The organism is Vibrio sp. CCB-PB317, from assembly GCF_022808245.1.
Classification (GTDB): domain Bacteria; phylum Pseudomonadota; class Gammaproteobacteria; order Enterobacterales; family Vibrionaceae; genus Vibrio; species Vibrio diabolicus.
In genome coordinates, this window is record NZ_JALGNU010000002.1 from 1044536 (window position 1) to 1070895 (window position 26360).

Here is a 26360-nt window from a genome sequence, read left to right on the forward strand (position 1 = left end):
GCGTGGATGAATCACGCAACACCTTTACTTACCGGATAAGCTGATGCTTAACGAGATGACGATAAGTAAACTTGCGCTAACTACTCCCCAAACGCCGCAATGATAACGCCGAATGTAACGCTTTCCAACAAAAAAGCTTTGTCCAATCGAAATAAAATTCTTATTAAAAATCAGAAAGAAATATAAAAACAAAGGAATTGGTTCAACCTCGTGAACTTTTGTTAGATGTAAAGATCAGCAAGTGACTCAAGGTGATACATTTAAGAGTCGGAGCGATGTCTCTGAGAGCATAGACACAAAAAAAGGAGCATAACTGCTCCTTTCCTAACTTCCGTGTTATTAGCAATTCAAAAACCGCTCAAAGGTACAAAGTAAACTAACGTTGACCAAATTGCGACCCAAGCAACCACCACTGCCGTATCTGTCCAATCTTTATTCCACATACTGCCACCCTCATCATCGCATGTAGCAATTGAAAGACAGCAAAATCGATACCAATATCTACTACCTGTGTTGCTGTGTATAAAGTTTGTGACTTTGATTCAAGCAGTTTGGCTCATCGGTCAGAAGTTCAATAAAACAGTCTGCCATGGATAAGTTGGTTACACGCCCCTCGCCTTTCATCTCCAGTAGCGCATCGTAACCTTCTTTCCCTTTCATGGTATAAGCGGAGGAAGTGCCTCGATACCAGGTGTCGTCTTGAACGTCGACCCATTGTTGACCATCAAAAATTGCTAATGACTGAATTCTTTCACCTTTAGGGGCATCAGCTCGGTACTCAAAGTTTAAATTGTAAGTGTATGGATAACTGCCAGAGCCAGTACCTTCCACATCATTGTTGAGTGCATTGTTTATGGCGCCTTCAAGTGCTCGGCGAATAGCACTGCCTTTTACGTCGTAAAAGCCGATCGGAACGGCAAAAGGCAACAACCGTCCGGCAATATCTGCCACTGTGATATTGCCAGGATTCAATGATGTTCGCACGCCACCCGCATTATGAATCGCAAATTGAACCTCATGCCCGCGTTTATTTAGGCTGTACAAAAATGAACGCGCAACAGAAGAAGCCAGCTCGCTCTCACCAAACTCATCTGGGATTCGCACATGACGCTTTTTTGTGTCAATACTAGCAATGACTTGTGACTGTAACTGTCTTACCCGAGGGATGTATTTATCACTTAGGATCGATTGAGTCTCCGGGTGTTTCTTACAGACCACCACATTAGGTTGGCCATGGATAAAGTCACACGCGGTTTCGAATACGCCTTGGTCAAGCTGTTGATTTAGTGTCGAGTCCCAAAAAATACGTCGGCCAAGTAACAGTTCATTTTGACCACTCAGCATGGTTGCTTTGCCGTTTTCATCAAATTCAATGACGCAGTGCCCCATGGTCAAAGCATGAAAGCCCGCTTGCACAACGTAGGTATCTTTTACTTTGACACCATAAGGGTCATCTTGCCCTAAACCTATTGATGAGAAATCGCCTTGCAGTCGGTGGCTATGTCCACCAACAATTATACCAATCCCCTCAACTTGTTCAGCCAACTCTAAATCACCTTCATAACCTAAGTGGCTCAGAAGAATGATATTTTTAATACCAGAGGAGTGAATTTGTTTTACGGTCGCCTTAGCGGTTTCAATTGCAGACTTAAATGGCGTATCTGCATCTGGGTTCGCGATATCGCTCATTTTATCAATGGATAATCCGAAAATCGCAACCTGCTCACCATGAAACTCTTTGACGATGTATTGTGCGCTTTGTGTCTCCGTTTGATAACTATACACATTGTTGCTATCGCTGACTCGGTGAGGCTTTTGAAGCGATTCATTTGATAGATCCCAGTTACCAGCAAGCAATGGAAACTGAGTGCGTTGACAGAATAAGGCAACAGGTTCATTACCCATATCCAGTTCATGGTTGCCTAACGCCATCGCATCAATCTTTAACGCATTCAACAAATCGGCGTTGGCTTTACCTTTAAATAATGAGAAATAAAGTGTGCCTTGGAAGCAGTCTCCAGCATGGAGAAATAACATCCCATGCCCTTGACGTTGCGCGTCGTCTCGTAGCTGCTCTACTCGGGTTGCGATGCGAGAAAACCCGCCAGCACTCACGTATGGCTCTAGCGTGAGTTCATTGTTGATCTTAAGCTTTAACTGTAATGACGTTGGCTCAAAGTAGGAATGTGTGTCATTGATGTGTGCCAGTTTGATTCTCACTGGCTTATGATTGTTATTCATCTTCATCTTCTCTCTTTTCATTCCTTATAATAATAAGAAGTGAATCATGACAGAATCATGAATTTTATGAAACTGTGATTTTTTGATTTCATGTTTAAGTGATCACGATGCTATCTACACTACTTTTGAAAGCAAGCGTCGCTTGTTGCGGTCTCTATTCAGTAAGGGGCTCTCGTAATTTTGTGAACTGAGCTTAACTCCAATATTTCGAATTAATATATGCTTAGGAGTAGCAAAATAACTCTCTATAATTCAAATAATTGCAAGGAGGATTGAGATGAGACTAGAACGCATCGAAATCTCCGGGTTTAGAGGCATCAAACGCCTTTCACTCTCTTTTGACGAACTCACTACGCTCATCGGTGAGAACACGTGGGGCAAATCATCATTGCTCGATGCCCTTTCTATCGCGCTACCTGCTAATGGCTCATTGTATCAATTCGAATTAAAAGATTTTCACGTTGATTATTCAATTTCTCATCCACAAACCCAACACTTGCAGATCATTGTTTGCTTTAAAGCACAAGACAAGAACGAAGTAAAAGCTGGGCGTTATCGACGGATAAAACCTGCATGGTGCACAAACGAGGATGGTGAGCAGGTCATTTACTATCGAATTAGTGCGTCTCGCGACGAGTATGATATTAAAACTGAATACGCATTTTTGGATCATAACGGTAAGCCGAAGAAACTGCACCACTCTGAAAAACTCGCCGTAGAGTTGATGACTCTTCACCCTGTTATCCGCCTACGAGACTCCCGACGCTTCCCAGATCTAAACCACGTAAACGGCGACAGCAAAAATGCTCGGATTGAAAAACGAATCAACAACACCTGCCGACGGCTATTGGCGATGCCTGGGCACGTAAACAAGGGTGAGATTCGCAGTAGTCTCGATTCAATGCAAACACTTGTCGAACACTATTTTGCGTTCCGCAGCGTCAGCAAAGGTAACCCACGAAAACCTCGTGATGGTCTTTTTTATACGAGCCCTTCCTCTGATAAAGGATTAAGTCAATTCCTTAAGGAAACAAATGATAAACAAAGCCGTTTGCTTTTAATGGGGCTTCTCAATGCTTACCTTCAAGCAAAAGGCCCTACCGATTTAAGACGCTGCGCAAGACCGATACTGATTATCGAGGACCCTGAAGGCCGACTACATCCGACTCATCTCGCTAGAGCGTGGTCATTATTGCAGTTGTTGCCAATGCAAAAGATTTTAACTACCAACAGCGGTACGTTACTTGGCTCGGTTCCACTTTATTCAATCCGGCGTTTGATTCGCTTGTCAGACCGAACCATTGCCAAGAGCTTAAACTCTGCCAAGTTTGGTAGAGATGAGTTACGCCGAATTGGTTTCCACATTCGTTTTCATCGCTCAGGGGCGTTGTTTGCACGGTGTTGGTTACTCGTAGAGGGCGAAACTGAAGTTTGGTTATTTCATGAACTGGCTCGTCAATGCGGATATGACTTAGCTGCGGAAGGAGTTCAAATCGTTGAATTTGCACAGTCAGGACTGAAGTCACTGATCAAAGTGGCAAAAGAGTTCGGTATCGACTGGCATGTTGTTACCGATGGTGACCCGGCAGGTAAAAAGTACGCGCATGCCGTGAGAGCGCAACTCGATCATGATCAGGAAAGGCATAGACTTACAGAGTTACCTGATCGAGATATCGAACATTTTCTATACAATCATGGGTTTGAACTTTTCTTTAAGGACATCATCAAAGTTCCTCATGATCACCCTATCCCAGCTAAAAAAGTGGTAAACCGTGTTTTGAAAAAGCATGCAAAACCGGACTTAGCTTTGGCCATTGTCTCCCACTGTGAAGAGCGAGGTATGGAATGCATTCCTGTACTTCTGCGTTGGACACTTAAGCGCGTTGTCACCATGGCAAACGGCAATACATGAGTTAGAGTATTTCACACTCACACCTTGCCTTGTAATACAAAAAAAGCACACCAAATTGGTGTGCTTGTATCAAACATCATTAATTTTGATTAAAGGTATTGAGAGGGATAAAACTCAATACACAGTGGATACAAATAAGATCGGGGGTTCACTACTGTGCTTGCTCAGCAAGCGTAGAAGAAGTAGTGCTTGATTTCGTATGCAACCAAAGTCCAGTCGCTTTCATTAGATAACCAAACACACCACCTAGCAGCAAAGATGGAATGACAAGTTGCCAGTTTCCATCAGCGGCAAATGTTGCGCAGGAACCAATAAAAGTGCCTGGAATGTACGCGAGCCAAGCCTGTTTCGCTTGAATACACATGAAAAATGCCACAATAGCGGTAATCACATAACCGATAATTTCCAAACCAACGTAAGTTGAACCGTGGATAATTACCATTGCCCAGAATACACCCGTCATATTAGTGATTAAGCTGATACCAAGTCCTTTCAATCCACTAGTTGGCGCAGCAAAGTAGCTCGTGCAACCTAAAAAACCAGCCCAAGAAAGCAAACCTAAAGAAATGGCGATCCAACCCCATACGCCAGATAAAATTCCAGTAGTGATAGAGATAGCTAAAAGTGTCGTCATGGTAGTCGTACCTGCTTGGCTATTATCGTACCCATATGGCTCAATAACTGCCTTCATACATTGAAATCAAGGACACATGTTAGATACATCAGTCTTGTTTATCGGTGATAATGATCACAATAAGGTTATAACAATTTCATGACTTGCACTAAAAGTTTGACGCAACCGATAAATCAACAGATTTAGGGAATGAGTATTTCTAGTGCTAGGTAAAAAGGATGTGTGTTGGATAGCTCCAATAGGTCACTCCAGCAAGCTTTAACGAGACTGGGAAGCTAATATCGGCGTGCAGAATCATGGGTCACCAAGTGAGTGCATAAAAGCTCCTGAATCACACTTGTTCTTCGAAGTTCAGTATACTGTACATAGAAATATGCCACTCCCAATTAAGCGAGTGGCATTGCTGTGCTTCTAGAGTTTATTGCGTGTATTGAGTAGTAACTTACAATACCGAAGGCTTACCTTTCATCATGCGCAGACCTTCTCGTTTAATGCAGTCGACTAGTGGGTTTTCTGCCATATCAGCTCGCCATATAAATGAAAGTGTCCTTTCCATTTTTAGCTCGGGCACATTTAACGCAACAAGATGACCCGCTTCTATATATCGCTCTACATCTAAATACGGTAAACAAGTAAGGTACTGGCCGTTAGCAACTAAGCTGCGTAACACCGGAACGTGCTCGTACTCTCGCCACACATCCAAATCTTCAATTAGATGATGAATAGAGCTATCAAATGTTTTTCGTGTGCCAGAGCCATGCTCTCTCAACACCCACTTCGCTTGTTCTAACTGCGCGAGGCTTACAGATTGATTGCGAGCAAAAGGATGATGAGAAGCAGCGACAACAGTAAGATGGTCTCGGCACCAGACTTCTTGGTGCAAACGGTTATCGTCACAACGCCCCTCGATGATCCCTAAGTCATATTTATAATCTAATACGCCATCAATAACCCCTTTTGTACTCTGCACACCAAGGGAAATACGCATTTCTGGAAAGTCATTATCAATGATACTGATAAGGTCTGGAACCAGATGCTCTGCCGGAGTTTGACTCGCGCCCATGCGAATCTCACCGCTTAACAAATGTTGCTCATAAAAGCCCATTTCAATCTGCAGTGCGTCTTGTAATAAGCGTTTTGCTTTTGGTCGTAACCACATACCCCAATGGGTTAACGCCATTTGCTTGCCCTGCCTCTCAAATAAAGGCCTGCCAAGCATTTTTTCTAATTGCGCAAGCGACATACTTGTCGCTGATTGTGTCAAAGCCAGTTTCTCTGCGGCCTGGCTTACACTGCCGGTATCTGCAACTGCGTCAAAAACCGCTAATTGCTTAAGTGAGTAGCGCAAAGTGTCCTCCATTATTGGTGAGTATTTTTCATACCCTCACAATCGTTAAAAACATGCCCCAATAAGCAATAGAGTTCATTTTACCTAGCCGCATAAAGTTATCAATTAATTTGATGAGGTTTCTAAATATTATCAATTTTACCTACCAAACCCTTCTCCTTATTCTGACTGTGCGGTTCGGGAACACCGCAAGCCTCAATGACTTTGAGACTGAAGTCATTGAGGCTTCTAAATAAAAACAACAATTTCATTTTTGAGTTAATAACCAAGGAATTTTTATGCGATTACAAATTAAGGAGTCAATATGGCGGTGACCAGCTCTCAAAATCACCAGTACTTTTCTCCAAAAGAAATGATGGCTGAAGCGGAAAAATTTGCGTTAAGTAAAGCAAACAAAACCAGCAGTATGACACTGAGTCTTGCCATCATGGCGGGCGCGTTCATTGGATTGGCGTTCTTGTTTTACATCACGGTGACTACTGGCAGCGCTGGCGCTGGTTGGGGCTTAAGCCGTCTTGCTGGCGGATTAGCATTTAGTATGGGCTTGATCCTCATCGTGATCTGCGGCGGTGAACTATTTACCAGCTCAGTTCTTTCCAGTATCTCATGGGCCAATAAGCAAATCTCGTTCGGAAAAATGCTTTCTATTTGGGGCAAGGTTTACGTTGGCAACTTCATTGGTGCGATGTTCCTACTTGCGCTAGTTACTGCAGCTGGTCTTTATCAAATGGATAGCGGTCAATGGGGGTTAAATGCGCTTAACATCGCGCAGCACAAGCTTCATCACACTCTCATTCAGGCGTTTGCGCTCGGCATCCTTTGTAACCTATTGGTCTGCCTCGCGATTTGGTTAACGTTTAGCTCTGCAAATGCAATGACAAAAGCAGCAATGACAATCATGCCTGTGGCCATGTTTGTCAGCAGTGGCTTTGAACACTGTGTCGCGAACATGTTTATGGTTCCACTTGGCATTGTTATCGCGAATTTTGCACCTGAGTCTTTTTGGGCCTCCGTCGGTGTGCCCGCTTCACAGTACGCAGACTTAAATATTGGCCACTTTATTACCGCTAACTTAATTCCTGTCACGCTTGGCAACATCGTCGGCGGAGCGGTTTTAGTTGGTCTTGCAAACTGGTGTATTTTTCGCCGACCAGAACTAAAAGCAGCGAATATCTCTTCTATCACAACGACTACAACACTCTCGTCAGTTAAGGATTTCACCATGAAAAACGCATCTTTTGTTAAAGACATTATGAACCCAAAACCAGTTACCATCAGTGCAGAAACCCCGATAGCAATCGCACTGGATGTGCTACTTGATAACAACGTAACTAGCGCACCTGTTGTAGACGTACAAAATCGATTGGTTGGCTTCTTCTCTGCTCACGATGTGATGGTAGAACTATGGTGTGAGGACTACATTCCGGTGAAAGACCAAAAAGTCGTCGACATCATGAGCCGCGATGTGGTCGCAATTGATGCTGGTGACCGTCTCGTTGATGTTGTCGAGTTCCTATGTATCGATAAAGAGCAGTTGTACCCAACGAGCAGCATGGGCATCGCCACTCGCATGACGTCTTTATCTTTAGAAGAACGCGCAAAAAGCATCAAAGTGAGCAAGCCACAAGTACTTCCTGTACTTGAAAATGGCCAGATGGTCGGTGTTGTTACTCGTACTGAAGTATTAAAAGCACTACGCCCGATTTTTGGTGAGCGTTTAAACCTAGTAGAAAAAAACGAGTTAGAAACAGCGTAATTCATTAAACGCTTGCAACGTCTGTTGGCTTTCAATCGCTGTCACTGACTGGCTTGCCAATGTTGTCGATTGTGATTGAGGTAATAAAAAAGCGCTCTTTCGTTGAAGAGCGCTTTTACTGTATCTAAAAGAAGTTCGTTACTTCTTAACGCCTTCGATATGAAGTTCCATATCAACATAGCTTGAAGCACCCATTACTGGGATATCAAAGTCAGCAAGCTCAAGGCGAGTGTTACCAACGAAGCCAGCGCGCTCACCACCCCATGGGTCACTACCTGCGCCAACGAATTCAGCTTCGATAGTAATAGGCTTAGTAACACCGTGTAGCGTTAGATCACCAGTTACATCTAGCTTGCCATTGCCTTTATCAACCACTTTTGTGCTTTTAAAGGTCGCTTCGCTGTATTTGCCAGCATCAATGAAATCACCACTACGAATGTGCTTGTCACGTTCAGCGTGGTTGGAGTCTAAGCTAGTTGTATCAACAACAACATTCACTTTTGAATCAGCAATGTTGTTCTCATCAAAAGAAAAGTCACCAGAAAATGTATTGAAACGACCTTTGATGAAGCTGTAACCCAAGTGACTAACTTTAAAGTTAATTGAAGCGTGAGCACCTTTGGTATCGATGACATAATCTGCAGCTTGCGCACCAAATGGTAGTGCCATAGCGATAGCTAATCCTGTAGCGAAGAGTGACTTTTTCATTTTGAAGCTCCTAACATTTTTCTTAATGTGTTGTCTTTATCGATAAAGTGGTGTTTTAGCGCAGCAATAGCGTGCAAACCTGCTATCAGGATGACGGCCCAAGCTGCGTAGAAGTGAATTTCACCCGCTATGTCTGATTGTCCTGGGAATAACTCTCCCGCTCCTGGCACGGTAAACCAATTAAACACTTCGATACCGCGTCCATCAGACGTTGAAATGAGGTAACCTGAAACAAAGATGGTGACCAATAGTAGGTACATAACACCATGCGCCGCTTTAGCAGCAAGCACTTCGTAAGGTTTGCCTTCTACCTTTGGTGACGACGTAACATGTTTCCATACAATGCGTGCCAAAGTTAAAATAGCGAGTAAAATACCGACAGAGCGATGGTAATGTGGCGCAGTTCGATACCATTCGCTGTAATAGCTAAGGTCGACCATCCACAAACCCACTGCAAATAGACCAATAATGCACAGCGCAGATAACCAGTGCATCACGCGTGCAGTAAGGTTGTAATTCTTTACCAGTGTATCCATCTCAAGTTCCTAGATATATTCCTAAGTTAATGTTGAGCAATAAACACTACATTAACCTATTTACGTCATATGAAACAGATTATTTACCATCATTTACATCCAGCCAATGGCACCGTATCTATCAAGTTGTTCGAATTTTTTGAAGGAACTTTAAATCGTTTATAAAACTGAAACTTACAGCTTAACTTCTTGTTCTATCTCATACAGCTCTTCGGACACTTCTAACATTCTACGTTCAACCAGTGATTTTGCATCTTCCACCCCCTTGTTGTAATAAATTGGCCCTAGTTTTTCTGTAATGAAATCAATAAGAAATTCACTATCGAACTGGCCAATCTCAACATCTAGTTCGTCCTGCATATAATCTTGAATGGCGGTTGCCAGCGTTTCTTTTTGCGCACGTTCTAACTTTATCATCTTTGCCCTTTTTCAGAATTTTGTTCTATGTGTACTTCTATCGTCTTGCTCTCTTAAAGAGTAGGCGCGATCATTTGTGAGAAATTTGGTGTTTAGATCAAGAAGTTGCCGAAGTAAATTAGTCTATTCTCAAAAGACTATGCTAACCTTTTGCAGTTCGTTTTGTTAATTATTAAGGGATATTCTTTGCTACTCGACCTAGTGATTCAAAGTGTTAATGATTTTCAAGACGACTGTCTTAAGCTGTGTGAAAAGCATTACCCTGCGGTACATAACCAAGGCATGAGTGAGCATCATCTTGGTCTCGCGTTTTCAAGACGAATGGAACACACTTTCCGTCACTTCGGATACAACAGTGTGGTAAAACCAATTGAAGTTTTAAATACGCCGGATCTGCCTCATCACTATCGTATTTCATCTGAAATAGGCACGGTTTGGGTCCTGAGTCACCATATGGTCAGTGCGGGAAAATCTTGTCGAGAAAACTTACTCTCATCAATTACTGAATGGCAAAGCGAATATGGTTATGCACTGCAACCGAATGATCTACTCTTTTTAGTTTGTGATCATTGGATCAGTCGCAGCAAAACGAGCCGAGAGTTGCTTCATTGGTGGATGGGTGAACTGCCCGATCAGATCAACGAATACACGGAGCAAGGCATCACGCTGTACACCAGCGAATCGCAGCTCACGCAATCGTTAGACACTCGATTTGGCATTAGCCCTTGTTACATTAAGTTTGGTCATCCTTTGCGTCGCTCGAACAAACAACAGTTGGTCAGAAAATACTTACAACTGTATGCAGTACTACAATGGTAACATCAAATTGCATTAGGAAGATTGTCAGTCATTTCATCAATTTGTTTGATATCACTCGACAAATCTAATCATCTCTTACCATCATTCTTGCTTGAGTTCATGAGCCCACTTAGATTCACTGCCAATGAAATAAAAAATTAGCGCGATAGCGCTGATGTAGAAGCATTGATTTAGGTTGTTGTAACAATGATGAGCACCTCGCAACTTCTTAGTTGCATCCGCAAACAAGCCGACGGGCAATATATTGCGAAATACGCAAAGCTCACTCTTCGAAGTGTCTTTCAACCGATATATAAAAAAGATATTTCTATCGTTGGACTTGAGGCACTAGTAAGAATTACCAATGCTAATGGTGCCATGATCAGGCCAGATCAGTTTTTCCAATCAAAAATCATTGCCGCTCAAGACCTACTCAATGTTGAACGCTTAAGTCGCCTAATTCATATCAAAAACTTTGCCCAATCTCACTTTCACAATAAACACCTGTTTCTTAATGTATTACCAGAAGCAGCAAAAATACTAGCCAGAGACATCACGTACAATAGGCTGCTAAAACAAACCATTTATCAATCTCATTTAGTAAATGAACAAATCGTCATGGAGTTGCTTGAGTTGAACGTAGAAGACGAGTCCTCTTTGTCGCAAGCAGCTCGTGAGTTAAGCCAAGGCGGGTTTAAATTGGCGATCGACGATTATGGCGTCAATGCATCAACAATTGAACGAGTGAAAGGCGTTCGTCCAGACATAATAAAAATGGATCGCTCGTTAATGCTGAGATACGAAAATGGTGACTGGAAAGCTCTAGTCGATGCATTATCACTAGCAAGAACGTTGCGTTCTAAAACCGTTATCGAAGGAATTGAAACCGAGCATCAACTTAACTTAATGAAAAAACTCGGTTTCGATATGTATCAAGGATACCTACTCGCTATCCCGCAAACGTTAGACGTTTATGAAGAGGCAAAAACAGCCTGACTATGTAAGAACAAAAGTTTGTGCGGTTTAGCGAGAGTTACGTGATTTACCACGGTTCTTATGAATCGCTAATTTTGCTTTTAGCTTACGCTTCTCTGATGAACGGCTTCGACGGCGTCCACTACCATTTTTCTCAGGCTCGACTTCTTCTATAAGGCTTGGCTCGAAGCCTGCCAACCATTCTTGCGGTAGGCGTTGATCAAGCAAATTCTCGATAGCATGCAATAAATATTCTTCATCCCGACTCATTAGAGAGACAGCTAAACCTGACTTTCCTGCACGGCCAGTACGGCCTATACGGTGGACATAATCTTCGGCTTTAAATGGCATATCAAAGTTCACCACTTGCTCTAACTCTTGAATATCCAGTCCTCGTGCAGCTACATCTGTCGCAATCAACGCACGCACCTTACCTTGTTTGAACTCATCCAACGCTCTTTGACGCGCACCCTGTGACTTATCCCCGTTAATTGAAACCGCTTTTATGCCATCTAACTTAAGCTCTTTTGCTAGCTCATCGCTACCTTGCTTAGTTTTTGTAAATACAAGCACTTGCTGCCAATTTCGCGAGCCAATCAAGTACGCCAATAATTCACGTTTACGCTTTTTGTCTACCGGATAAACCATCTGTTTTACAGTTTCAGCCGTCGTGTTTGCTGGTGACACTTCAACTTCAATCGGCGATTCCATGAGTTTGTACGCAATAGTCTTGATTCGCTTTTCAAATGTCGCAGAGAACAACAGGATCTGTTTTTCGGCGGGTAAACGTCGGAAGATGCGTTGCAAGTCAGGCCAGAATCCCATATCTAACATACGGTCGGCTTCGTCTAGAACAAGCATACTGGTTTTGGAGATGTTTACGTTGCCATTAAACAGATGATCCAAAAGGCGGCCTGGTGTTGCAATCAACATATCAGCGCCCTCTTCTAACTTCCTTTTTTGTACGCCAATGCTTGTACCACCATAAACACACACAATGCGAAGTTCTGTTTGTGCAGAGTACTGATTCAAATTATCAAATACCTGCTGCGCAAGCTCGCGTGTTGGAACCAAAATCAATGCTTGAGGCGTACCGTTGAGTTTCTTTTGCTGAACGGTTTGTATAATAGGTAAACCAAACGCAGCTGTTTTCCCCGTACCAGTTTGTGCAGCAGCAAGTAAGTTCTTTCCTTCAAGGACATGTGGAATAGACTTTTCTTGCACTGGTGTTGGCGTCACGATATTTAGATTGCTTAGCGTCTCGATTAGCTTTTGTTCAATGCCTAAGTCAGCAAAATTAACAGACATGTGTAACCTCATTATTTTTGGAGCGCAGAGTTTACCAGAGCCCCAATAGCCATACTACTTTTCTATCTCATTGGGCTGAATCAATAAGATGTTGCTGAAAATCATACGACTGACGTAAAACGTCTCGATAGAGTGTCGAGAACTTCTCTTCCAATAATGTGTAATCACTCTCAATCACTTTAAATGTTGTAGTAAGGTCAGCCATTCTCGGGCTTCTTTGCGACATTCGATGTAATGCAAATTCGATATTATCCAGGTCTTGGTATGACTGAAGCCATCGACCGTGCCACATCCGGCTGTGGAGCACCAAAAAACGCGGCGGCAAATGTTCATTAACGTCACGGTTTACTCGCTCGTATGCCGAATCAACAAAGTGTTCGAGAGATACGGCATAAAAGTCGTTCCAGTGTTTTGCGAGACAATGGTCCCAGAACATATCGAGAGCGATAGGGGCAAAGCGCCGCGCAGTACCTTTGAAGTGAGGTTTGCATTCGTTAACAATAGGATGGTGATCGGTAATGCGGTCAACAAATCTATGCAATTTGATGCCGTTCGAGATATCACATTCATACAGCTTGCTTGGATCTCCTTTTACGAAGTCTCCAAGCAAGTTTCCCAATAAATGGCTGTTACAGTGGTCTGCGATATGCAGGTGGGCTAGAAAGTTCATCCGACGCCAGTTTTGGCCTTTAAGGCTTGGTGTGACATGAACCTAGTATAACGTCTATTACGACGAGATGAGAATGTTCCGCTATTCGGCTTCGTTGTCTGAGCCAACGTATTCCGACAAGATAATGCCAATTTCAAGCGCATCTAGCAGCTCTAGGCTCTCATCGTTTTGGTATTGGTCGCTCATTGTGACCTCCTTTATTTTAAGCTCTCTTGCTTGTACTTGCTGACGGCTTGGCCTTGCCATTTCCACGTCAACAACTCCTTTTTATAGTCTTTATATGACACATTCATGACAGCGAGAAGTAAAGATTTAAAAACCTATGAGCAGAATCAAAAGTAAACGTTTGCAACCAGATTTCATATCTACTTTAGCACTTCATAGAAATAGCTCTTTTATCAATATTTATGTCAATTTAAAGATATAACATACCGTTATAGGCGTCCTTAGATCTCATTTCTTAAACTAAATTTAGTTTTCGTTACATATTTTGCTGATTAACTTCGCATATTTTGTTTCGATATAGCAATAGATTTGGTCAATATCTTTTATCTCTAATGGAGCTTTAAATGAGAGAAGTTGAGTTTAGAACGATAGACAGGCTGTTTATCAAGATGTCTATCAACGACAAAATGTGGGTTATATTCCTGCTGTTTTTAGTAGCCCTCACTTCTGTGGCTGGAAGCCGCTACTTCAATGAAATACAACAATTTAAACAACAAGCGATTTCTGCTAGCGAAGCGAAACTTTCTGGTATTGTTGACGCTCAAGCAGGTCATGTTCCACAAATTGACGGCGTATCGAAATCAAGTCGCGTAAGCGAGAGCTCTTTTGTTGATGGCTCTGTCACCGCTTATGCAAAGCTGCATTCTGGCGAAGTGATCAAGTTGACTCAAAACGTATCCGCGCAATACGAATCTACAAAGTCGTCAGCCTTAACCTCTCTGTTACTCAGCTTTTTATGGGTTGTTCCTTTTGCCCTTTTCTCTTACTGGGTTGCGACCTTTATAGGAGGCGCCCTGTGGGTTTTATATACGACAACCGAAAAAATTGGTGAAGGTGATTTAACCTCTCGCCTTGGTTTTCATCCTGGCCGAGACGAGTTTGGCACCATTGGTTGCGCGTTAGATAAATCTATGGACACCTTAAGTGAACTGGTTAACAGTGTGAAAAATAATGCGGCTACATTGAGTGAGACATCTTCTGCATTCGAAAAAGATATGCAGTTGAGCGAAACGCAGATATCTCATCAATATCAAACACTCGATTCCGTCGCGACAGCAATGGAAGAAATGACAGCCTCTGCAAAAGAAGTATCCAGCATTTCCCAACAAGCGACGATGCAATCCGATCAGGATGCTCAAAAGATCGAGCTAAGCAGAAATCGCGTGCAAAATGTGATTGGAGAAATTGAGACGTTATCCAGCTATATTGAACAGGCTTCCACATCAGTAACCAATTTAAATGAAAACACGACGCAGATTAATGACGTTATCACAACGATCAATGCCATTTCAGAACAAACCAACCTATTGGCTCTGAATGCGGCAATTGAAGCGGCACGCGCCGGGGAGCAAGGTCGTGGATTTGCTGTGGTTGCTGATGAAGTGCGTACATTGGCAAGCCGAACTCAACAGGCAACAGTAGAAATTCAAGCCATGATTGAGAAACTACAAACCGAGAGCCAGAACATTGCTTCAATCACTGATCGAACCGTTCAACAAGCGCAAACCAGTAGCCAGCTTATTGATGAAATTGGTCATGATGTGACGTCCATTGCTGAATCCGCACGCTCATTGATGGACATGAGTATCCAAATTTCCACCTCAGCAGAAGAACAAAGCGCAGTCGCCAACGATATTGCATCTGAGCTTTCAGAAATTCGCAGCCAGTCGAGCACAATCAGAGAAGTTGCAGAGCAATCTACCGTAGGGGTAGCTAATCTCACTCAGGCGTCAGTGTCTCTTGGTGAGGTATTACAACGCTACCGCACAGCATAACTTTACAGCATTTATGATCAACAAGGGCTCCTCAGGAGCCCTTTTCTTTAAACCGTTTTCAGCCGTTATCGTCGATATTTTCTACTACACACAAGTGGATATTTGAAGTGAATCTCAAGTTCTCGCTGTACCTGATGAAATAATGTTCATAAACAAAGCGTTCCGCTATGCTTAATCCTGCCAATTCCAATTTGCTGCTGGAAAACAATATGAATAATTACAAAGATACAAAAGACATCGAAAACCTAAGTTGCCCTCTCTGCCAGGGGGATGAATATCTCATTTCATCGGATGGAGAGAAATTCACATGCGCTGCTTGCGGATTTCATACAAAAAGCTTCTCATCCATCCAATGCCTACATCAAACCCCTTACCTACAGTCCAAACTTAAACATATCCATAGCTTAAGTACGGTGTGCCATTAAGAGATTAAACAGAGCAGCTAAATAGCTGCTCTTTTAATTCATCTAAATGTTGAATGCGAATTACGCGTTCATCATCAACACGATTGATTGTCTCACCATTAAATAGCTGTACGGTTTTAATGCCAGCGTTTAATCCCGCTTCTACGCCTTTAGGTGTGTCATCAATATAAAGACAGTCGCTCGGTAAAAAGCCCATGCTCATTGCACTGTACATAATTAAGTCAGGTTCAGGCTTCCAACTATTCGCATCGAATGCAGAGAACACTTTCCCCTGGAAAGAATCGAGCAATCCTGTTAACTCCAATGCGTATTCTATTTTATCTTTCGGCCCATTGGACGCGACACAATATTCGATATTATGCGAATCTAAAAACTGAATTAATCGCTTTGCGCCATCCATCGGCTGTAAGTGGCGAACAAAAAGAGACTGGACTTCTTCACGGTATTGCGGCTCTAAGACATCAATAGGGACTTTGATATCTTTCAGCTCTTTAGTATCTAAAAGGATGTCAGCGAGCTTTCCTCCTTTAAAATGAGAAACGCACTCTTCCATCGTTAATTCTGCGCCATGAAGGTTAAATACATTGACGAGAGCTTGGCAACACAATCGTTCACTATCGACCAACGTACCATCACAATCAAATATCACGCACTTAATATTGGTAATTGCCATAGCCATCTCCAGACATCTTAAAGGCTAATGCCCTAGCTGATTTTAAAAATGTTGGCTTAATCTTATTTAAGTTTGGGATTGTTGAAACGACGAGCTTGGCATTTCATGGAAATAGAGGGGAGCAATTACAGTTTTTCTAAGCAAGATCACCTATCGTCATCTTGCTTTGCTTTTTATGCATTTGAGTGCGCAAATTAGCTTTCAATAATCACCGAATCTAAAAGCTTGTGTTCGGTACTTAGTCTTTTAGCAAGATCCGCCACAAACGAACTCTTGTATTTTGATTCAGAAACCGCGACATCAGAGATAAGCGTGTTTCCTTCAAGGTGGCTAATAATAGCGGCACCAATTGGAGCTCCAGCTTTAAAACCAACATATAATTCAAAATCTGGCGTTAGAATTATCTGAGTGAGATATTCCACAATCATATCTTTATCGTACTGTTGATCCCAACGCTGAGACTGCAGGACAGAAAACATGATAGTAAGTCGGTGAAAATCGACCAGAAAAATATCGTCAGAGCTAAATTCAGAATTACTCTCAAGTAGCGTGTCTTTGTCGACCACTTGATAGGTTGCTTGTTCTAGTGTTTTGAAATAGACATCACGCCCTTTCAGACTCTCTGGTGTTGGAAATTCAACTTCAACCAGATCATACAGCCATGCATTTTTACGCTCGATACTGGCTAACTGTTGTTCATTCATTTTGATACCTTAGTTGCAAAACGAAATGTGCAAAGTGTTTCATTCTCACATAGAGTGAAGCTTAGACAGAGCGACAAGCGATATAAAGTCATATTGGGAGAAAGTATGGTCACTCTAACTCATCATTTCGTTTAGAGCAGTACATTAGCATGAAGCCCACAACAAACCTAGCGTACGTAGACCTTTCCTTGGCTAAATTTTGTTTTAGTTGCAAACCTCTGATAGATTTCATCAATATCTTTCCTAGTTAAGGACAAAAATAATGAAAAAGATGCTGTTAAGTGCATTGCTTGCTACTACGCTGGTTGGTTGTTCAGATAACGATGTTGCTGATGTAGGACTCGGTTGGTTTACTTTGAAAGACATCAAAGTAGGTGAATTAAAAGACGAGGTAGTCACGGGGGTAACGTGTCATATAGCTTCTATCGAAGCCGATTTTAGCTTAGCGGATCCAAGTGACAGCTCAATATCATGTCGTCAGACTGGCGAAATCACGCCGGAAATGATTGCAAAAATAGATAAAAGTAAGTCTGGCGAAATTGTATTTAAGAAGTCAAAAAGTATTTTCTTCAAAACAATGAAGGTTCGCCGAATTTATGATGCAGACAACCAAACCTTACTCTACCTGTCTTACACAACAAAAGAGACAGACGGTAGCTTTAAGCACAGCCTATCGACGGTTCCACTTTGGGGCACCAAGGCTTACGTTGAGCCAACTGAAGTTAAAAAGTAACGCAGCTAATTTTGGGTAGCTCCAAGCTCGTTGTTAAAGAGAATAACCGATCAACAATCTGAAAAGCGACCAATTGCAGTACTATAAGCATCAGTAATTTAGGCTATCTTGGTCGCAATTTCTCCAGCTCGCTGGTTTTTTCAGCGGGCAAACTTCTTTGTAATAAAACGCCACGATTTTCATTTTTTTGTGATACAATCCCGCCTCTTTTTTTTCTCACTCAAGAACAAGCATGAAGTTTCCTGGTCAGCGTAAATCTAAACACTACTTCCCAACTCACGCTCGAGATCCATTAGTAAACCAAATCCGACAAGCGCCTAAGCTATATCGTCCAACTATCGTTGGTGTCGGTCAAACCATCGTAGATATCGAAGCGCGTGTAGATGATGCGTTTTTAGAAAAATACAACCTAAGTAAAGGACATTCACTCGTTCTTGAAGAAAGCAAAGCAGATGCACTTTACGAAGAACTGGTTGAGCAAGGCCTAATCACACACCAATACCCAGGTGACACGATTGGCAACACTCTGCACAATTACTCAGTATTGGCGGATAGCAAATCCGTTTTGCTCGGTGTGATGTCCAAGAACATTCAAGTCGGTTCTTTTGCTTACCGTTACCTTTGCCGCACGTCTTCACGCATGAACCTCAACCACCTACAAACGGTAGATGGTCCTATTGGTCGTTGTTATACCCTGATTTCTCAAGATGGCGAACGCACATTTGCTATCAATGAAGGTCACATGAACCAACTACTTCCGGAAAGCATTCCTGAAGAGATCTTTGAGAAAGCATCAGCTCTGGTTGTTTCTTCTTACCTCATGCGCGGCAAAGAAGAGGATCCAATGCCGAAAGCGGTACAAAAAGCGATCGACTTTGCCAAGAAGCACGATGTCCCTGTTGTACTGACTTTAGGCACAAAGTACGTTATCGAAGGTAACGCGCAGTGGTGGCAAGAGTACATTCGCGAGAACATATCTGTTGTTGCAATGAATGAAGAAGAAGGCGCCGCATTAACAGGCGAGACAGAACCGCTAGCGGCTGCTAATAAAGCACTTGAGTGGGTCGATCTTGTTCTATGTACTGCTGGGCCAAATGGCCTATACATGGCAGGTTACACTGACGAAAAAGTAAAACGAGAAACCACACACGACATTCTTGAAGGCTCAATTGAAGCCTTTAACCAATACGAATTTAGTCGTGCGATGCGTAAAGGAGATTGTGAGAAGCCAATGAAGGTATACTCTTACATTGGTCCTTACCTAGGTGGTCCACTAGAGATTAAGAACACCAACGGCGCAGGTGATGCGGCACTTTCTGCTTTACTGCATGATATGGCTGCAAACTCTTTCCATCAAAAAGAAGTGCCTAACTCAGAAAAGCACGAAGTACGCTGTTTGACTTACTCATCACTTTCTCAGATCTGTAAATATGCAAACCGAGTAAGCTATGAAGTGTTGACGCAACACTCTCCTCGCCTATCGCGAGCACTTCCTGAACGGGAAGATAGCTTAGAAGAAACTTACTGGGATCGTTAAGATCACAGCTTTAAAGCTAAAAATACATCAAGGTCACCATTTGGTGGCCTTTTTGTTTTGATCTGGCGCAGTAATTAGTAGATTTTGTTAGTATGTAGCACAGTATAGAGCAGTAAACTCTTTACATACCGAATCGAAACTGTACCATCACCAAGCAAACGTTTGCCCAACAATAATACTTGCTCCAACTCAGATTGTTTTTCAACACTACCTGCGAGTCACTTTAGGGATTATCCATGCAGTCAGATATTGAAATTTGCCGAAACACACCACTTTCTTCTATTGATGTTATTGCGGAAAAAGTAGGGGTATTACCCGAAGAATATGACACTCACGGGAAGCACAAAGCCAAAGTCCATCCAAAATGTTTGGAGCGGCTCAAAGAGAATGATAACGGTAAGCTTGTGCTTGTTACTGCGATCACTCCTACCCCACTTGGCGAAGGAAAAACCGTTACAACAGTCGGACTGGCGCAAGGTTTAGCTAAGCTTAGACAATCCGTTATCGCATGTATTAGACAACCTTCTATGGGGCCTGTATTCGGTATTAAAGGCGGTGCTGCTGGCGGTGGTTATTCCCAAGTTGCTCCAATGGAAGAACTGAACTTGCACCTTACTGGTGACATCCATGCGGTGACGGCGGCGCATAATCTAGCTTCAGCCGCGCTTGATGCTCGCTTGTATCATGAACAGCGCGAAGGCTATGATGCCTTTGAAGCACGTACTGGATTAAAGGCACTTAAAATCGATACGGCGAGCATTACTTGGAAACGAGTAATAGACCATAATGATCGTGCACTACGTAAAGTCAAAATTGGGTTAAATGAGCCAGGAAAAGTCATCAATGGATACGAACGCGACGAAGGGTTCGATATTTCTGCCGCGTCTGAGTTAATGGCTATCATTGCACTGGCTAAAGATTTAAAAGATTTACGTCAGCGTATTGGGAAAATTGTCGTAGCGTACGATTTGAACGGAAACCCGGTAACCACTGAGGATCTGCAAGTTGCAGGAGCAATGGCAGTGACATTAAAAGAGGCCATAGCACCGACACTGATGCAAACTCTGGAAGGTGTTCCTACGTTGATTCACGCAGGCCCGTTTGCAAACATCGCCCATGGAAATTCATCTATTATTGCCGACGATATCGCGCTAAAACTATCAAGTTACACTGTAACTGAGGCGGGGTTTGGTTCGGACATGGGATTTGAGAAAGCGTGTAACATTAAAGCTGCCGCCGCCAGCAAGGCGCCAGATTGTGTAGTGATAGTAGCGACATTACGCGGCCTCAAAGCAAATTCTGGACACTATGATTTACGACCAGGTATGGCCATTCCAGATTCCATTTTTAATCCAGACCAAGCAGCATTGGAAGCGGGATTTGAAAACTTAAAATGGCACATTAATAACGTTCATAAATATGGCATTCCAGCTGTTGTCGCTATTAACCAGTTCCCGCAAGATTGTGAGAAAGAGCTTAAAATACTTAAAGAGCTGGTTCAGCAATTTAATCCGGAAGTTAAAGTCGCTATCAGCACCGCTTTTGCGCAAGGCGGGCAAGGCACAACTCAGTTAGCTCAACATGTTATTGACGCTTGTACCCAGCCTACAGAGTTTCGTCCTTTATACAATAAAGAACAATCGTTACACGAAAAACTTATGGCTGTGTGTGAAGCTGGCTATGGTGCCGCCAATATAGAAATGAGTTCCCTTGCTACTGAACAGCTCAACCATTTTGAAAATCTAGGTTTTAACAACTTAGCGGTTTGCATAGCGAAAACCCCACTATCGATAACAACAGATTCCGCTGTCAAAGGCGCGCCGACAGGTTTTACCGTCCCTATCCGCGAGTTACGTCTGTGTGCTGGCGCTGGGTTTGTGTATGCGTTATCAGGCACGGTGATGACGATGCCAGGTTTGCCTGATAAACCTGCATTTATGAATTTAGACCTTGATGATGAAGGAAATATCGTCGGTCTCTCTTAGTGTAACATCAACGTATAGTTGACTATAAAGGAAGCACGTTTAAAGAGTGAGTGGTTTACTTCTATATCCACTCACTTTGAACAGATGAAGAGGCGTGCTTGATTATCTTTATCTTACTGTTTTATCCTCACTTTACATTGTAAATCCATACTTATTTTCTCCCCTTCCCTATAATCTTGCGCCAATTTGATGCACGGCCTACTTAGCACTTCACTAATGTGGTGCAATTACCTTGCGATGAACTTTTAACCCCTTTGATTTTTAAAGAGATATTCTATGGCTCGAATCTTGTACTAAAGTTTGCATTAGTAAACACATCAGCACATGCACTTTCAAAACCTCTGCGCTGTACACCACTTCCTCCTGGTTAGCACCGTTTTGATGCATGCAAAAAAGGGAAAGGGAATAATATGGAAGACGCACTCGCCGTAATTTTAGCTGGGGGGATGGGGTCTAGGCTCAGCCCACTCACCGATGATAGAACCAAGCCAGCAGTACCTTTTGGCGGAAAGTATAGAATTATAGATTTCACACTAACCAACTGTTTACACTCAGGTTTACGTAAAATCCTTGTTTTGACCCAATACAAATCTCATTCACTTCAAAAACACTTGCGAGATGGTTGGTCAATATTCAATCCAGAGCTTGGCGAGTACATTACTGCGGTTCCACCTCAAATGCGCAAAGGTGGTGCATGGTATGAAGGAACCGCTGATGCGATTTATCACAACATGTGGTTACTATCGCGCAATGACGCGAAGTATGTGGTTGTGTTATCCGGCGATCATATCTATCGAATGGACTACGCCGCAATGCTTGAAGAGCATAAAGAGAAAGGTGCTAAGCTCACCGTTGCCTGTATGGATGTTCCCGTAGAGGATGCTTCAGCATTCGGGGTAATGGGCACCGCAGAAAACGGGCTAGTTACTTCATTTATAGAAAAACCAGAATGCCCACCTACCCTTCCAGGAAGTAAAACCAGAAGCCTCGTTTCCATGGGGATTTATATCTTTGATATGGATGTTTTAAAAGAAGCACTCGAAGACGACTCAAAACTCGATTCATCAAGTCATGACTTTGGAAAAGACATCATACCTAAGCTGATTGATACGGAATCCGTTTACGCTTATCAATTCTGTGGCAGTAAAGGGCGCGTCGATAAAGATTGCTATTGGCGCGACGTGGGTACCATTGATTCCTTCTATGAAGCGAATATGGATCTACTAGAACCTATGCCGCCAATGAACCTTTATCAGTCCAATTGGGCGATTCGTACTTACGAGCCGCAGTTTCCACCAGCTCGTACTGTATCGTCAGCCACGGGCAATGAAGGTATTTTTATTAACTCCATCATTGCTACCGGTGTCATCAACTCTGGAGGCTCAGTACAGCATTCCATTATTTCCTCTAACGTACGCATTCAAGACAGTGCCACGGTAGTCGATTCCATCATTTTTGATGACGTAGAGGTCGGTGAAGGAAGTCAGTTGGTCAACTGCATAGTTGATAAACATGTTCGTATTCCGCCACATACTCAAATTGGCATCAACAAACTAGAAGATGCGAAGCGATTTAAAATCTCAGACAAAGGTATTGTCGTCATACCCGAAAGTTACCAATTCGACTAAACGACAAACCATCGCAACAAAAAAGCGCACGATCATCATCGTGCGCTTTTGTTTAAGAGCCTATTAACGTTAGGCTATAACAGTTAATCAGAAACGATTAGATGTTACATACCGTTGACCAGCTACCATCTGTGCCCGGCTCAGCCGCTGTCCACCAGTTCGCTTGGTAAACCACACCGTTGTGGATGATCTTATCACCTTGGTTAGCGTGGCTTGGGTTACCAGCCCAATCCGTTTGTGGTAGGGCTGGGTATGTTACTAAACCTGTCGTATCACACGTACCTGGTTCAGTAGTACCACCATCACCCGAGCCTGCATTTAGGTCGCCAATTGGTAGTTCTGGCTGTTCAAACTTGAACGCAAACTCTTTACCACCAGAAATCACTGAGTAGTTAGCCGGACCAGAGATTGGTAGGTAGTAAACCATATCAAGCTCGTAAGTACCGCCCGCAGGTAAATCTTTCCAAGCAGGTAGAGAGAACGATACGCGGTGCATTACGCCATCTAAGCCACCGATGTTGTTTGCACGAGTATGTCCAGAAGCAATGACTTTCAAACCGCCACCTGATTGATCTTTCGCGTTATCAGGAGCTGATACTGGGATATCAAACTGGAATTCAGTACCACCAGGGATCGCTTGACCAGTGTTGTTCGTAAACGTGATCTTCGGATTAATTGGGTAGTTTTGGTCGCCAACCTTAAAGCCGCCAACGCTGACTGTAATGTCTACCGCTTCTGTTGGTGTTGGACCCGTCGCAACTTTATTGCCGTAAGGTGTTGCAGACTTAAACTTGTCGTAGATAGCTTTGGTCATAGTGTTACCCATGTGGTACTCACCATTACCAGCTGCACAAGCTTGTTCAGTTGCATCTACTGCCGTACGATTACCATTTGCATCCAGTACGTAACAGTTGTAGTCGCCTGCCAGTTCCCAGAACATAATACCGCCGATTTCTTTATCGATAACGTAATCAGCTTTCACTTCGATAGAAGCTTTATCTTCCGTAGATAGGAACACGCTCTTCTCTGCGTTCCACAACCAAGGCGCTACAGCAACGCTATCGTAATGACGTGTATATGTACCAACAAACTTATCCGAAGGATCGTTAACTGGATCAAGACCGTAAGCGGCTGCGTAAGAGCCCCAGATACCATTTTCTAGGTTCTTCGCATGCCACATTGGGTTAGAGCCAGCGCCCATTTCGTTGCCTTTAGGGTCGGTATCGTGCCACATGTTGTCGATACCAATAGCACCGTGACCACAGTTGTTCTTCTCACCCTCACCGGTACCTGGTTGACACTCAGCTTGGTTTGGCAGTGCTGCTCGGCCCCACAGACCATTTTCACCACCAGTAACACCTTGCCAACCACGGGTGTAGTAAGGAACACCGATGTTGATACGACCTGCTGGCATAGAACCACGGAAATAGTGGTAAGCCCAGTCTGTGTTCAAGTAACCGATACCACCGTATGCAGCAGTGCCGTATACGTTCCACTGCGCTAGCTCCGAGTCTTTACCTGTATCGAATAATGCTGCGTTGTGACCAACGTGATCATTCCAAGCCCCATGCAAGTCGTAAGACATGATGTTTACGTAGTCTAGGTACTTAGTTACATCGAAGGTTTCCATACCACGCAGTAGGTAACCTGAAGATGGTGCTGCGATAGTCAGCATATAATGAATGCCATCTTGCGCGGATGCCGCGTCAAGTTTCTCACGCAATACTTTCATCAGCTCTTGGTAAGACGCCCATAGATACTGACGACGTGGTTCCATGAAGTCTTTGTCGTAAGGGTTACCAGCACCAGCCATTGATGTCGGGTATTCATAGTCGATATCCAGACCGTCGAACTTGTACTGACGCATCATTTCAACGGCTGAAGTTGCGAACTTCTCGATGCCAGCATGGTTAATAGAACCGTCTGCATTCGTCGTCATGGTGTAGAAACCACCGTCAGCCACACGATCGCCATTCGTATCGAAGTGACCGCCCGTTTCAGCCCAACCACCGATAGAGATTAGCGTTTTAACATCATGTTTTTGCTTGTAAGTCGCTAGCGCACCAAAGTGACCTTTAAAGCCAAGAGCAGGATCTACCTCAACGCCAGGCCAAGTTTTACCCGTAGCAGGGTTGTTAGGGTCATTAACGTCACCAACGTTTACTTTACCGTCAGAACCAATGCTCACAAACGCGTAGTTAATGTGAGTAAGTTGCTCCCAAGGAATATCTTTAACAAGGTAAGTAGATTGAGGGTCCTCACCTGCGCGCCAGCTAGTAAAGTAACCAATCACACGACGTGGGTGATCGGCGCCCATTTTCTCGCGACCTTCTTCGTCATAAATAGAACAGTAAGGAACGTCTACACCCGTTGTTTGATACAAGCCATCAGGGCGACAGTTCGATGTCACCGCGCCACCGTTTACCGTTAACGTCGCGAGTGCAGAATCTGCAGTTGCTCCGGCATCATCGGTTGCTCTCGCATAAACACTTAGCGAACCAGCTTGTGAAGGCATTACATCAAGCGTGTATGGTGCAGTTGTTGCGGTGCCAGCAAGGACGCCCGCCACATAGAAATCAACTTTAGCAACGGTGCCATCCGCATCTGCGGCATTCGCAGTCAGTGTGACGGAGCCACCCAAGTCAATAGAAGTCGCAGAAAGCGCAACATCCACTGTCGGCGCTTCGTTATCAGGTTGTGCTGGTGCCACAGTTAACGTCACAGCACTTGCTGTGCTCACTGCACCTGCATCATCATACGCCTTAGTAGAGAATTCGTGCTGGCCTTCAGTCGCTGTCCATGACGCAGCATAAGGCGCAGACGTTGCCTGACCAACTAATACGCCATCAACAAAGAATTCTACTTTACTAACAGTACCATCGGTATCAGCTGCATCTGCAGCTAGGTTAACAACTTCCCCCGCAGTCACAGAAGCCGACGCAGAAGGCGATGTCAGAGTAACAGTCGGGACTTCATTCTGAGGTGGATCAACCGGCCCAGTGCCATCACATGCGCCAAGTGTTTCCCACTCGCCCCACTCACCAGATTGCGCTGGGTTACTGTTTTGCGTCCAGTAACGTGCTTTGTAAGCATTACCTTCATGTTGAACTTGGTCACCACCGTTATAAACTTTTGATGATTGCCAAGTTTCTAGAGGGGCACAATCAACCGCTGCATAGCTATTGAAGGCCATAAGACAAGAAGCGGTGAGAGTGCTTAGTGTGAACACGTTTTTCACTGCGTTGCCGTTTTTAAGGTGCATAATCGCTCTTCCTTAAGTTATTGTTAAAACAATACTAAATGCGCTAAACAAAGCGCACTTATACTTTTATTTCGACGTAAAATAACTTAAGTACAAGTTGGTGATTTCAC

Annotated in this window: 20 protein-coding genes; 9 read left to right on the forward strand and 11 right to left on the reverse strand. The window is 43.5% G+C overall.

Annotated elements, in window-relative coordinates; genetic code table 11:
* Nucleotides 1-504 precede the first annotated feature (504 nt).
* On the reverse strand, nucleotides 505-2247 hold the full coding sequence (locus MTR11_RS13840; protein WP_048625026.1) for a bifunctional metallophosphatase/5'-nucleotidase: 1743 nt from the start codon (nucleotides 2245-2247) through the stop codon (nucleotides 505-507).
* A 271-nt stretch (nucleotides 2248-2518) separates the two neighbouring features.
* Between MTR11_RS13840 and MTR11_RS13845 the strand changes: the two genes are divergently transcribed.
* A complete protein-coding gene (locus tag MTR11_RS13845; protein ID WP_012842315.1) occupies nucleotides 2519-4153 on the forward strand; it encodes an ATP-dependent endonuclease in 1635 nt (544 codons plus the stop codon).
* Nucleotides 4154-4304: 151 nt separating this feature from the next.
* Here the strand turns inward: MTR11_RS13845 and MTR11_RS13850 are convergent, their stop codons facing one another.
* Together MTR11_RS13850 and MTR11_RS13855 are read right to left on the reverse strand one after the other, a co-directional pair.
* A complete protein-coding gene (locus tag MTR11_RS13850) occupies nucleotides 4305-4787 on the reverse strand; it encodes a DUF1097 domain-containing protein (protein WP_005395520.1) in 483 nt (160 codons plus the stop codon).
* Nucleotides 4788-5229: 442 nt separating this feature from the next.
* Nucleotides 5230-6135 (reverse strand): LysR substrate-binding domain-containing protein, encoded by a 906-nt coding sequence (locus tag MTR11_RS13855; protein WP_005395522.1) that lies wholly within the window; start codon nucleotides 6133-6135, stop codon nucleotides 5230-5232.
* Between the two features lie 304 nt (nucleotides 6136-6439).
* Between MTR11_RS13855 and focA the strand changes: the two genes are divergently transcribed.
* Nucleotides 6440-7891 (forward strand): formate transporter FocA, encoded by a 1452-nt coding sequence (focA, locus tag MTR11_RS13860; RefSeq protein WP_012842317.1) that lies wholly within the window; start codon nucleotides 6440-6442, stop codon nucleotides 7889-7891.
* A 138-nt stretch (nucleotides 7892-8029) separates the two neighbouring features.
* Here the strand turns inward: focA and MTR11_RS13865 are convergent, their stop codons facing one another.
* From MTR11_RS13865 to MTR11_RS13875, 3 genes are all read right to left on the reverse strand, one after another.
* Nucleotides 8030-8599: a YceI family protein gene (locus tag MTR11_RS13865; RefSeq protein WP_005395526.1), complete on the reverse strand. Its 570-nt coding sequence runs from the start codon at nucleotides 8597-8599 to the stop codon at nucleotides 8030-8032.
* Nucleotides 8596-9135 (reverse strand): cytochrome b, encoded by a 540-nt coding sequence (locus MTR11_RS13870; RefSeq protein WP_048625024.1) that lies wholly within the window; start codon nucleotides 9133-9135, stop codon nucleotides 8596-8598. The genes MTR11_RS13865 and MTR11_RS13870 overlap by 4 nt, the downstream gene beginning before the upstream one ends.
* 174 nt (nucleotides 9136-9309) lie before the next feature.
* The gene (locus MTR11_RS13875) at nucleotides 9310-9552 is read right to left on the reverse strand and encodes a DUF2164 domain-containing protein (protein WP_005395529.1); all 243 of its coding nucleotides are present in this window, start codon (nucleotides 9550-9552) and stop codon (nucleotides 9310-9312) included.
* Nucleotides 9553-9738: 186 nt separating this feature from the next.
* Between MTR11_RS13875 and MTR11_RS13880 the strand changes: the two genes are divergently transcribed.
* A complete protein-coding gene (locus MTR11_RS13880; protein WP_005395531.1) occupies nucleotides 9739-10371 on the forward strand; it encodes a hypothetical protein in 633 nt (210 codons plus the stop codon).
* A gap of 186 nt (nucleotides 10372-10557) precedes the next feature.
* Nucleotides 10558-11346: an EAL domain-containing protein gene (locus tag MTR11_RS13885; RefSeq protein WP_048625023.1), complete on the forward strand. Its 789-nt coding sequence runs from the start codon at nucleotides 10558-10560 to the stop codon at nucleotides 11344-11346.
* Nucleotides 11347-11373: 27 nt separating this feature from the next.
* Here MTR11_RS13885 and MTR11_RS13890 read toward each other — a convergent pair whose 3' ends face one another.
* Together MTR11_RS13890 and MTR11_RS13895 are read right to left on the reverse strand one after the other, a co-directional pair.
* The gene (locus MTR11_RS13890) at nucleotides 11374-12633 is read right to left on the reverse strand and encodes a DEAD/DEAH box helicase (protein ID WP_203342509.1); all 1260 of its coding nucleotides are present in this window, start codon (nucleotides 12631-12633) and stop codon (nucleotides 11374-11376) included.
* A 67-nt stretch (nucleotides 12634-12700) separates the two neighbouring features.
* Entirely contained in the window at nucleotides 12701-13303 is a 603-nt protein-coding gene (locus MTR11_RS13895) for an ACP phosphodiesterase (protein ID WP_048625021.1), read from the reverse strand.
* Between the two features lie 569 nt (nucleotides 13304-13872).
* Between MTR11_RS13895 and MTR11_RS13900 the strand changes: the two genes are divergently transcribed.
* A complete protein-coding gene (locus MTR11_RS13900; protein WP_243327867.1) occupies nucleotides 13873-15303 on the forward strand; it encodes a methyl-accepting chemotaxis protein in 1431 nt (476 codons plus the stop codon).
* A gap of 429 nt (nucleotides 15304-15732) precedes the next feature.
* Here the strand turns inward: MTR11_RS13900 and MTR11_RS13905 are convergent, their stop codons facing one another.
* Together MTR11_RS13905 and MTR11_RS13910 are read right to left on the reverse strand one after the other, a co-directional pair.
* Complete coding sequence (locus MTR11_RS13905) at nucleotides 15733-16401, reverse strand: HAD-IA family hydrolase (RefSeq protein ID WP_048625019.1); 669 nt, start codon at nucleotides 16399-16401, stop codon at nucleotides 15733-15735.
* Nucleotides 16402-16595: 194 nt separating this feature from the next.
* A complete protein-coding gene (locus tag MTR11_RS13910; RefSeq protein WP_243327868.1) occupies nucleotides 16596-17105 on the reverse strand; it encodes a flavodoxin in 510 nt (169 codons plus the stop codon).
* Between the two features lie 262 nt (nucleotides 17106-17367).
* Here MTR11_RS13910 and MTR11_RS13915 point away from each other — a divergent pair, with 262 nt between their 5' ends.
* The 4 genes from MTR11_RS13915 (at nucleotide 17368) to glgC (ending at nucleotide 22988) form a co-directional block, all read left to right on the forward strand.
* Nucleotides 17368-17838, forward strand: coding sequence for a CreA family protein (locus MTR11_RS13915; RefSeq protein ID WP_005397614.1), 471 nt, complete (start codon nucleotides 17368-17370; stop codon nucleotides 17836-17838).
* A 232-nt stretch (nucleotides 17839-18070) separates the two neighbouring features.
* Nucleotides 18071-19375 carry an inosine/guanosine kinase gene (locus MTR11_RS13920; protein WP_048625017.1) on the forward strand — a complete coding sequence of 435 codons (1305 nt, stop codon included), beginning with the start codon at nucleotides 18071-18073 and terminating at the stop codon, nucleotides 19373-19375.
* 236 nt (nucleotides 19376-19611) lie between these two features.
* Complete coding sequence (locus tag MTR11_RS13925) at nucleotides 19612-21360, forward strand: formate--tetrahydrofolate ligase (protein WP_243327869.1); 1749 nt, start codon at nucleotides 19612-19614, stop codon at nucleotides 21358-21360.
* 410 nt (nucleotides 21361-21770) lie between these two features.
* Nucleotides 21771-22988: a glucose-1-phosphate adenylyltransferase gene (gene glgC / locus MTR11_RS13930; RefSeq protein WP_065646271.1), complete on the forward strand. Its 1218-nt coding sequence runs from the start codon at nucleotides 21771-21773 to the stop codon at nucleotides 22986-22988.
* Nucleotides 22989-23085: 97 nt separating this feature from the next.
* Here the strand turns inward: glgC and MTR11_RS13935 are convergent, their stop codons facing one another.
* Entirely contained in the window at nucleotides 23086-26250 is a 3165-nt protein-coding gene (locus tag MTR11_RS13935) for a chitinase C-terminal domain-containing protein (protein WP_243327870.1), read from the reverse strand.
* Nucleotides 26251-26360: the final 110 nt, after the last annotated feature.

Coding starts and splice junctions, on each gene's coding strand:
- MTR11_RS13840 (WP_048625026.1), bottom strand. CDS start 2,247: ATGAAGATGAATAACAATCATAAGCCAGTGAGAATCAAACTGGCACAC.
- MTR11_RS13845 (WP_012842315.1), top strand. CDS start 2,519: ATGAGACTAGAACGCATCGAAATCTCCGGGTTTAGAGGCATCAAACGC.
- MTR11_RS13850 (WP_005395520.1), bottom strand. CDS start 4,787: ATGACGACACTTTTAGCTATCTCTATCACTACTGGAATTTTATCTGGC.
- focA (WP_012842317.1), top strand. CDS start 6,440: ATGGCGGTGACCAGCTCTCAAAATCACCAGTACTTTTCTCCAAAAGAA.
- MTR11_RS13865 (WP_005395526.1), bottom strand. CDS start 8,599: ATGAAAAAGTCACTCTTCGCTACAGGATTAGCTATCGCTATGGCACTA.
- MTR11_RS13870 (WP_048625024.1), bottom strand. CDS start 9,135: ATGGATACACTGGTAAAGAATTACAACCTTACTGCACGCGTGATGCAC.
- MTR11_RS13875 (WP_005395529.1), bottom strand. CDS start 9,552: ATGATAAAGTTAGAACGTGCGCAAAAAGAAACGCTGGCAACCGCCATT.
- MTR11_RS13885 (WP_048625023.1), top strand. CDS start 10,558: ATGATGAGCACCTCGCAACTTCTTAGTTGCATCCGCAAACAAGCCGAC.
- MTR11_RS13890 (WP_203342509.1), bottom strand. CDS start 12,633: ATGTCTGTTAATTTTGCTGACTTAGGCATTGAACAAAAGCTAATCGAG.
- MTR11_RS13895 (WP_048625021.1), bottom strand. CDS start 13,303: ATGAACTTTCTAGCCCACCTGCATATCGCAGACCACTGTAACAGCCAT.
- MTR11_RS13900 (WP_243327867.1), top strand. CDS start 13,873: ATGAGAGAAGTTGAGTTTAGAACGATAGACAGGCTGTTTATCAAGATG.
- MTR11_RS13905 (WP_048625019.1), bottom strand. CDS start 16,401: ATGGCAATTACCAATATTAAGTGCGTGATATTTGATTGTGATGGTACG.
- MTR11_RS13910 (WP_243327868.1), bottom strand. CDS start 17,105: ATGAATGAACAACAGTTAGCCAGTATCGAGCGTAAAAATGCATGGCTG.
- MTR11_RS13915 (WP_005397614.1), top strand. CDS start 17,368: ATGAAAAAGATGCTGTTAAGTGCATTGCTTGCTACTACGCTGGTTGGT.
- MTR11_RS13920 (WP_048625017.1), top strand. CDS start 18,071: ATGAAGTTTCCTGGTCAGCGTAAATCTAAACACTACTTCCCAACTCAC.
- MTR11_RS13925 (WP_243327869.1), top strand. CDS start 19,612: ATGCAGTCAGATATTGAAATTTGCCGAAACACACCACTTTCTTCTATT.
- glgC (WP_065646271.1), top strand. CDS start 21,771: ATGGAAGACGCACTCGCCGTAATTTTAGCTGGGGGGATGGGGTCTAGG.
- MTR11_RS13935 (WP_243327870.1), bottom strand. CDS start 26,250: ATGCACCTTAAAAACGGCAACGCAGTGAAAAACGTGTTCACACTAAGC.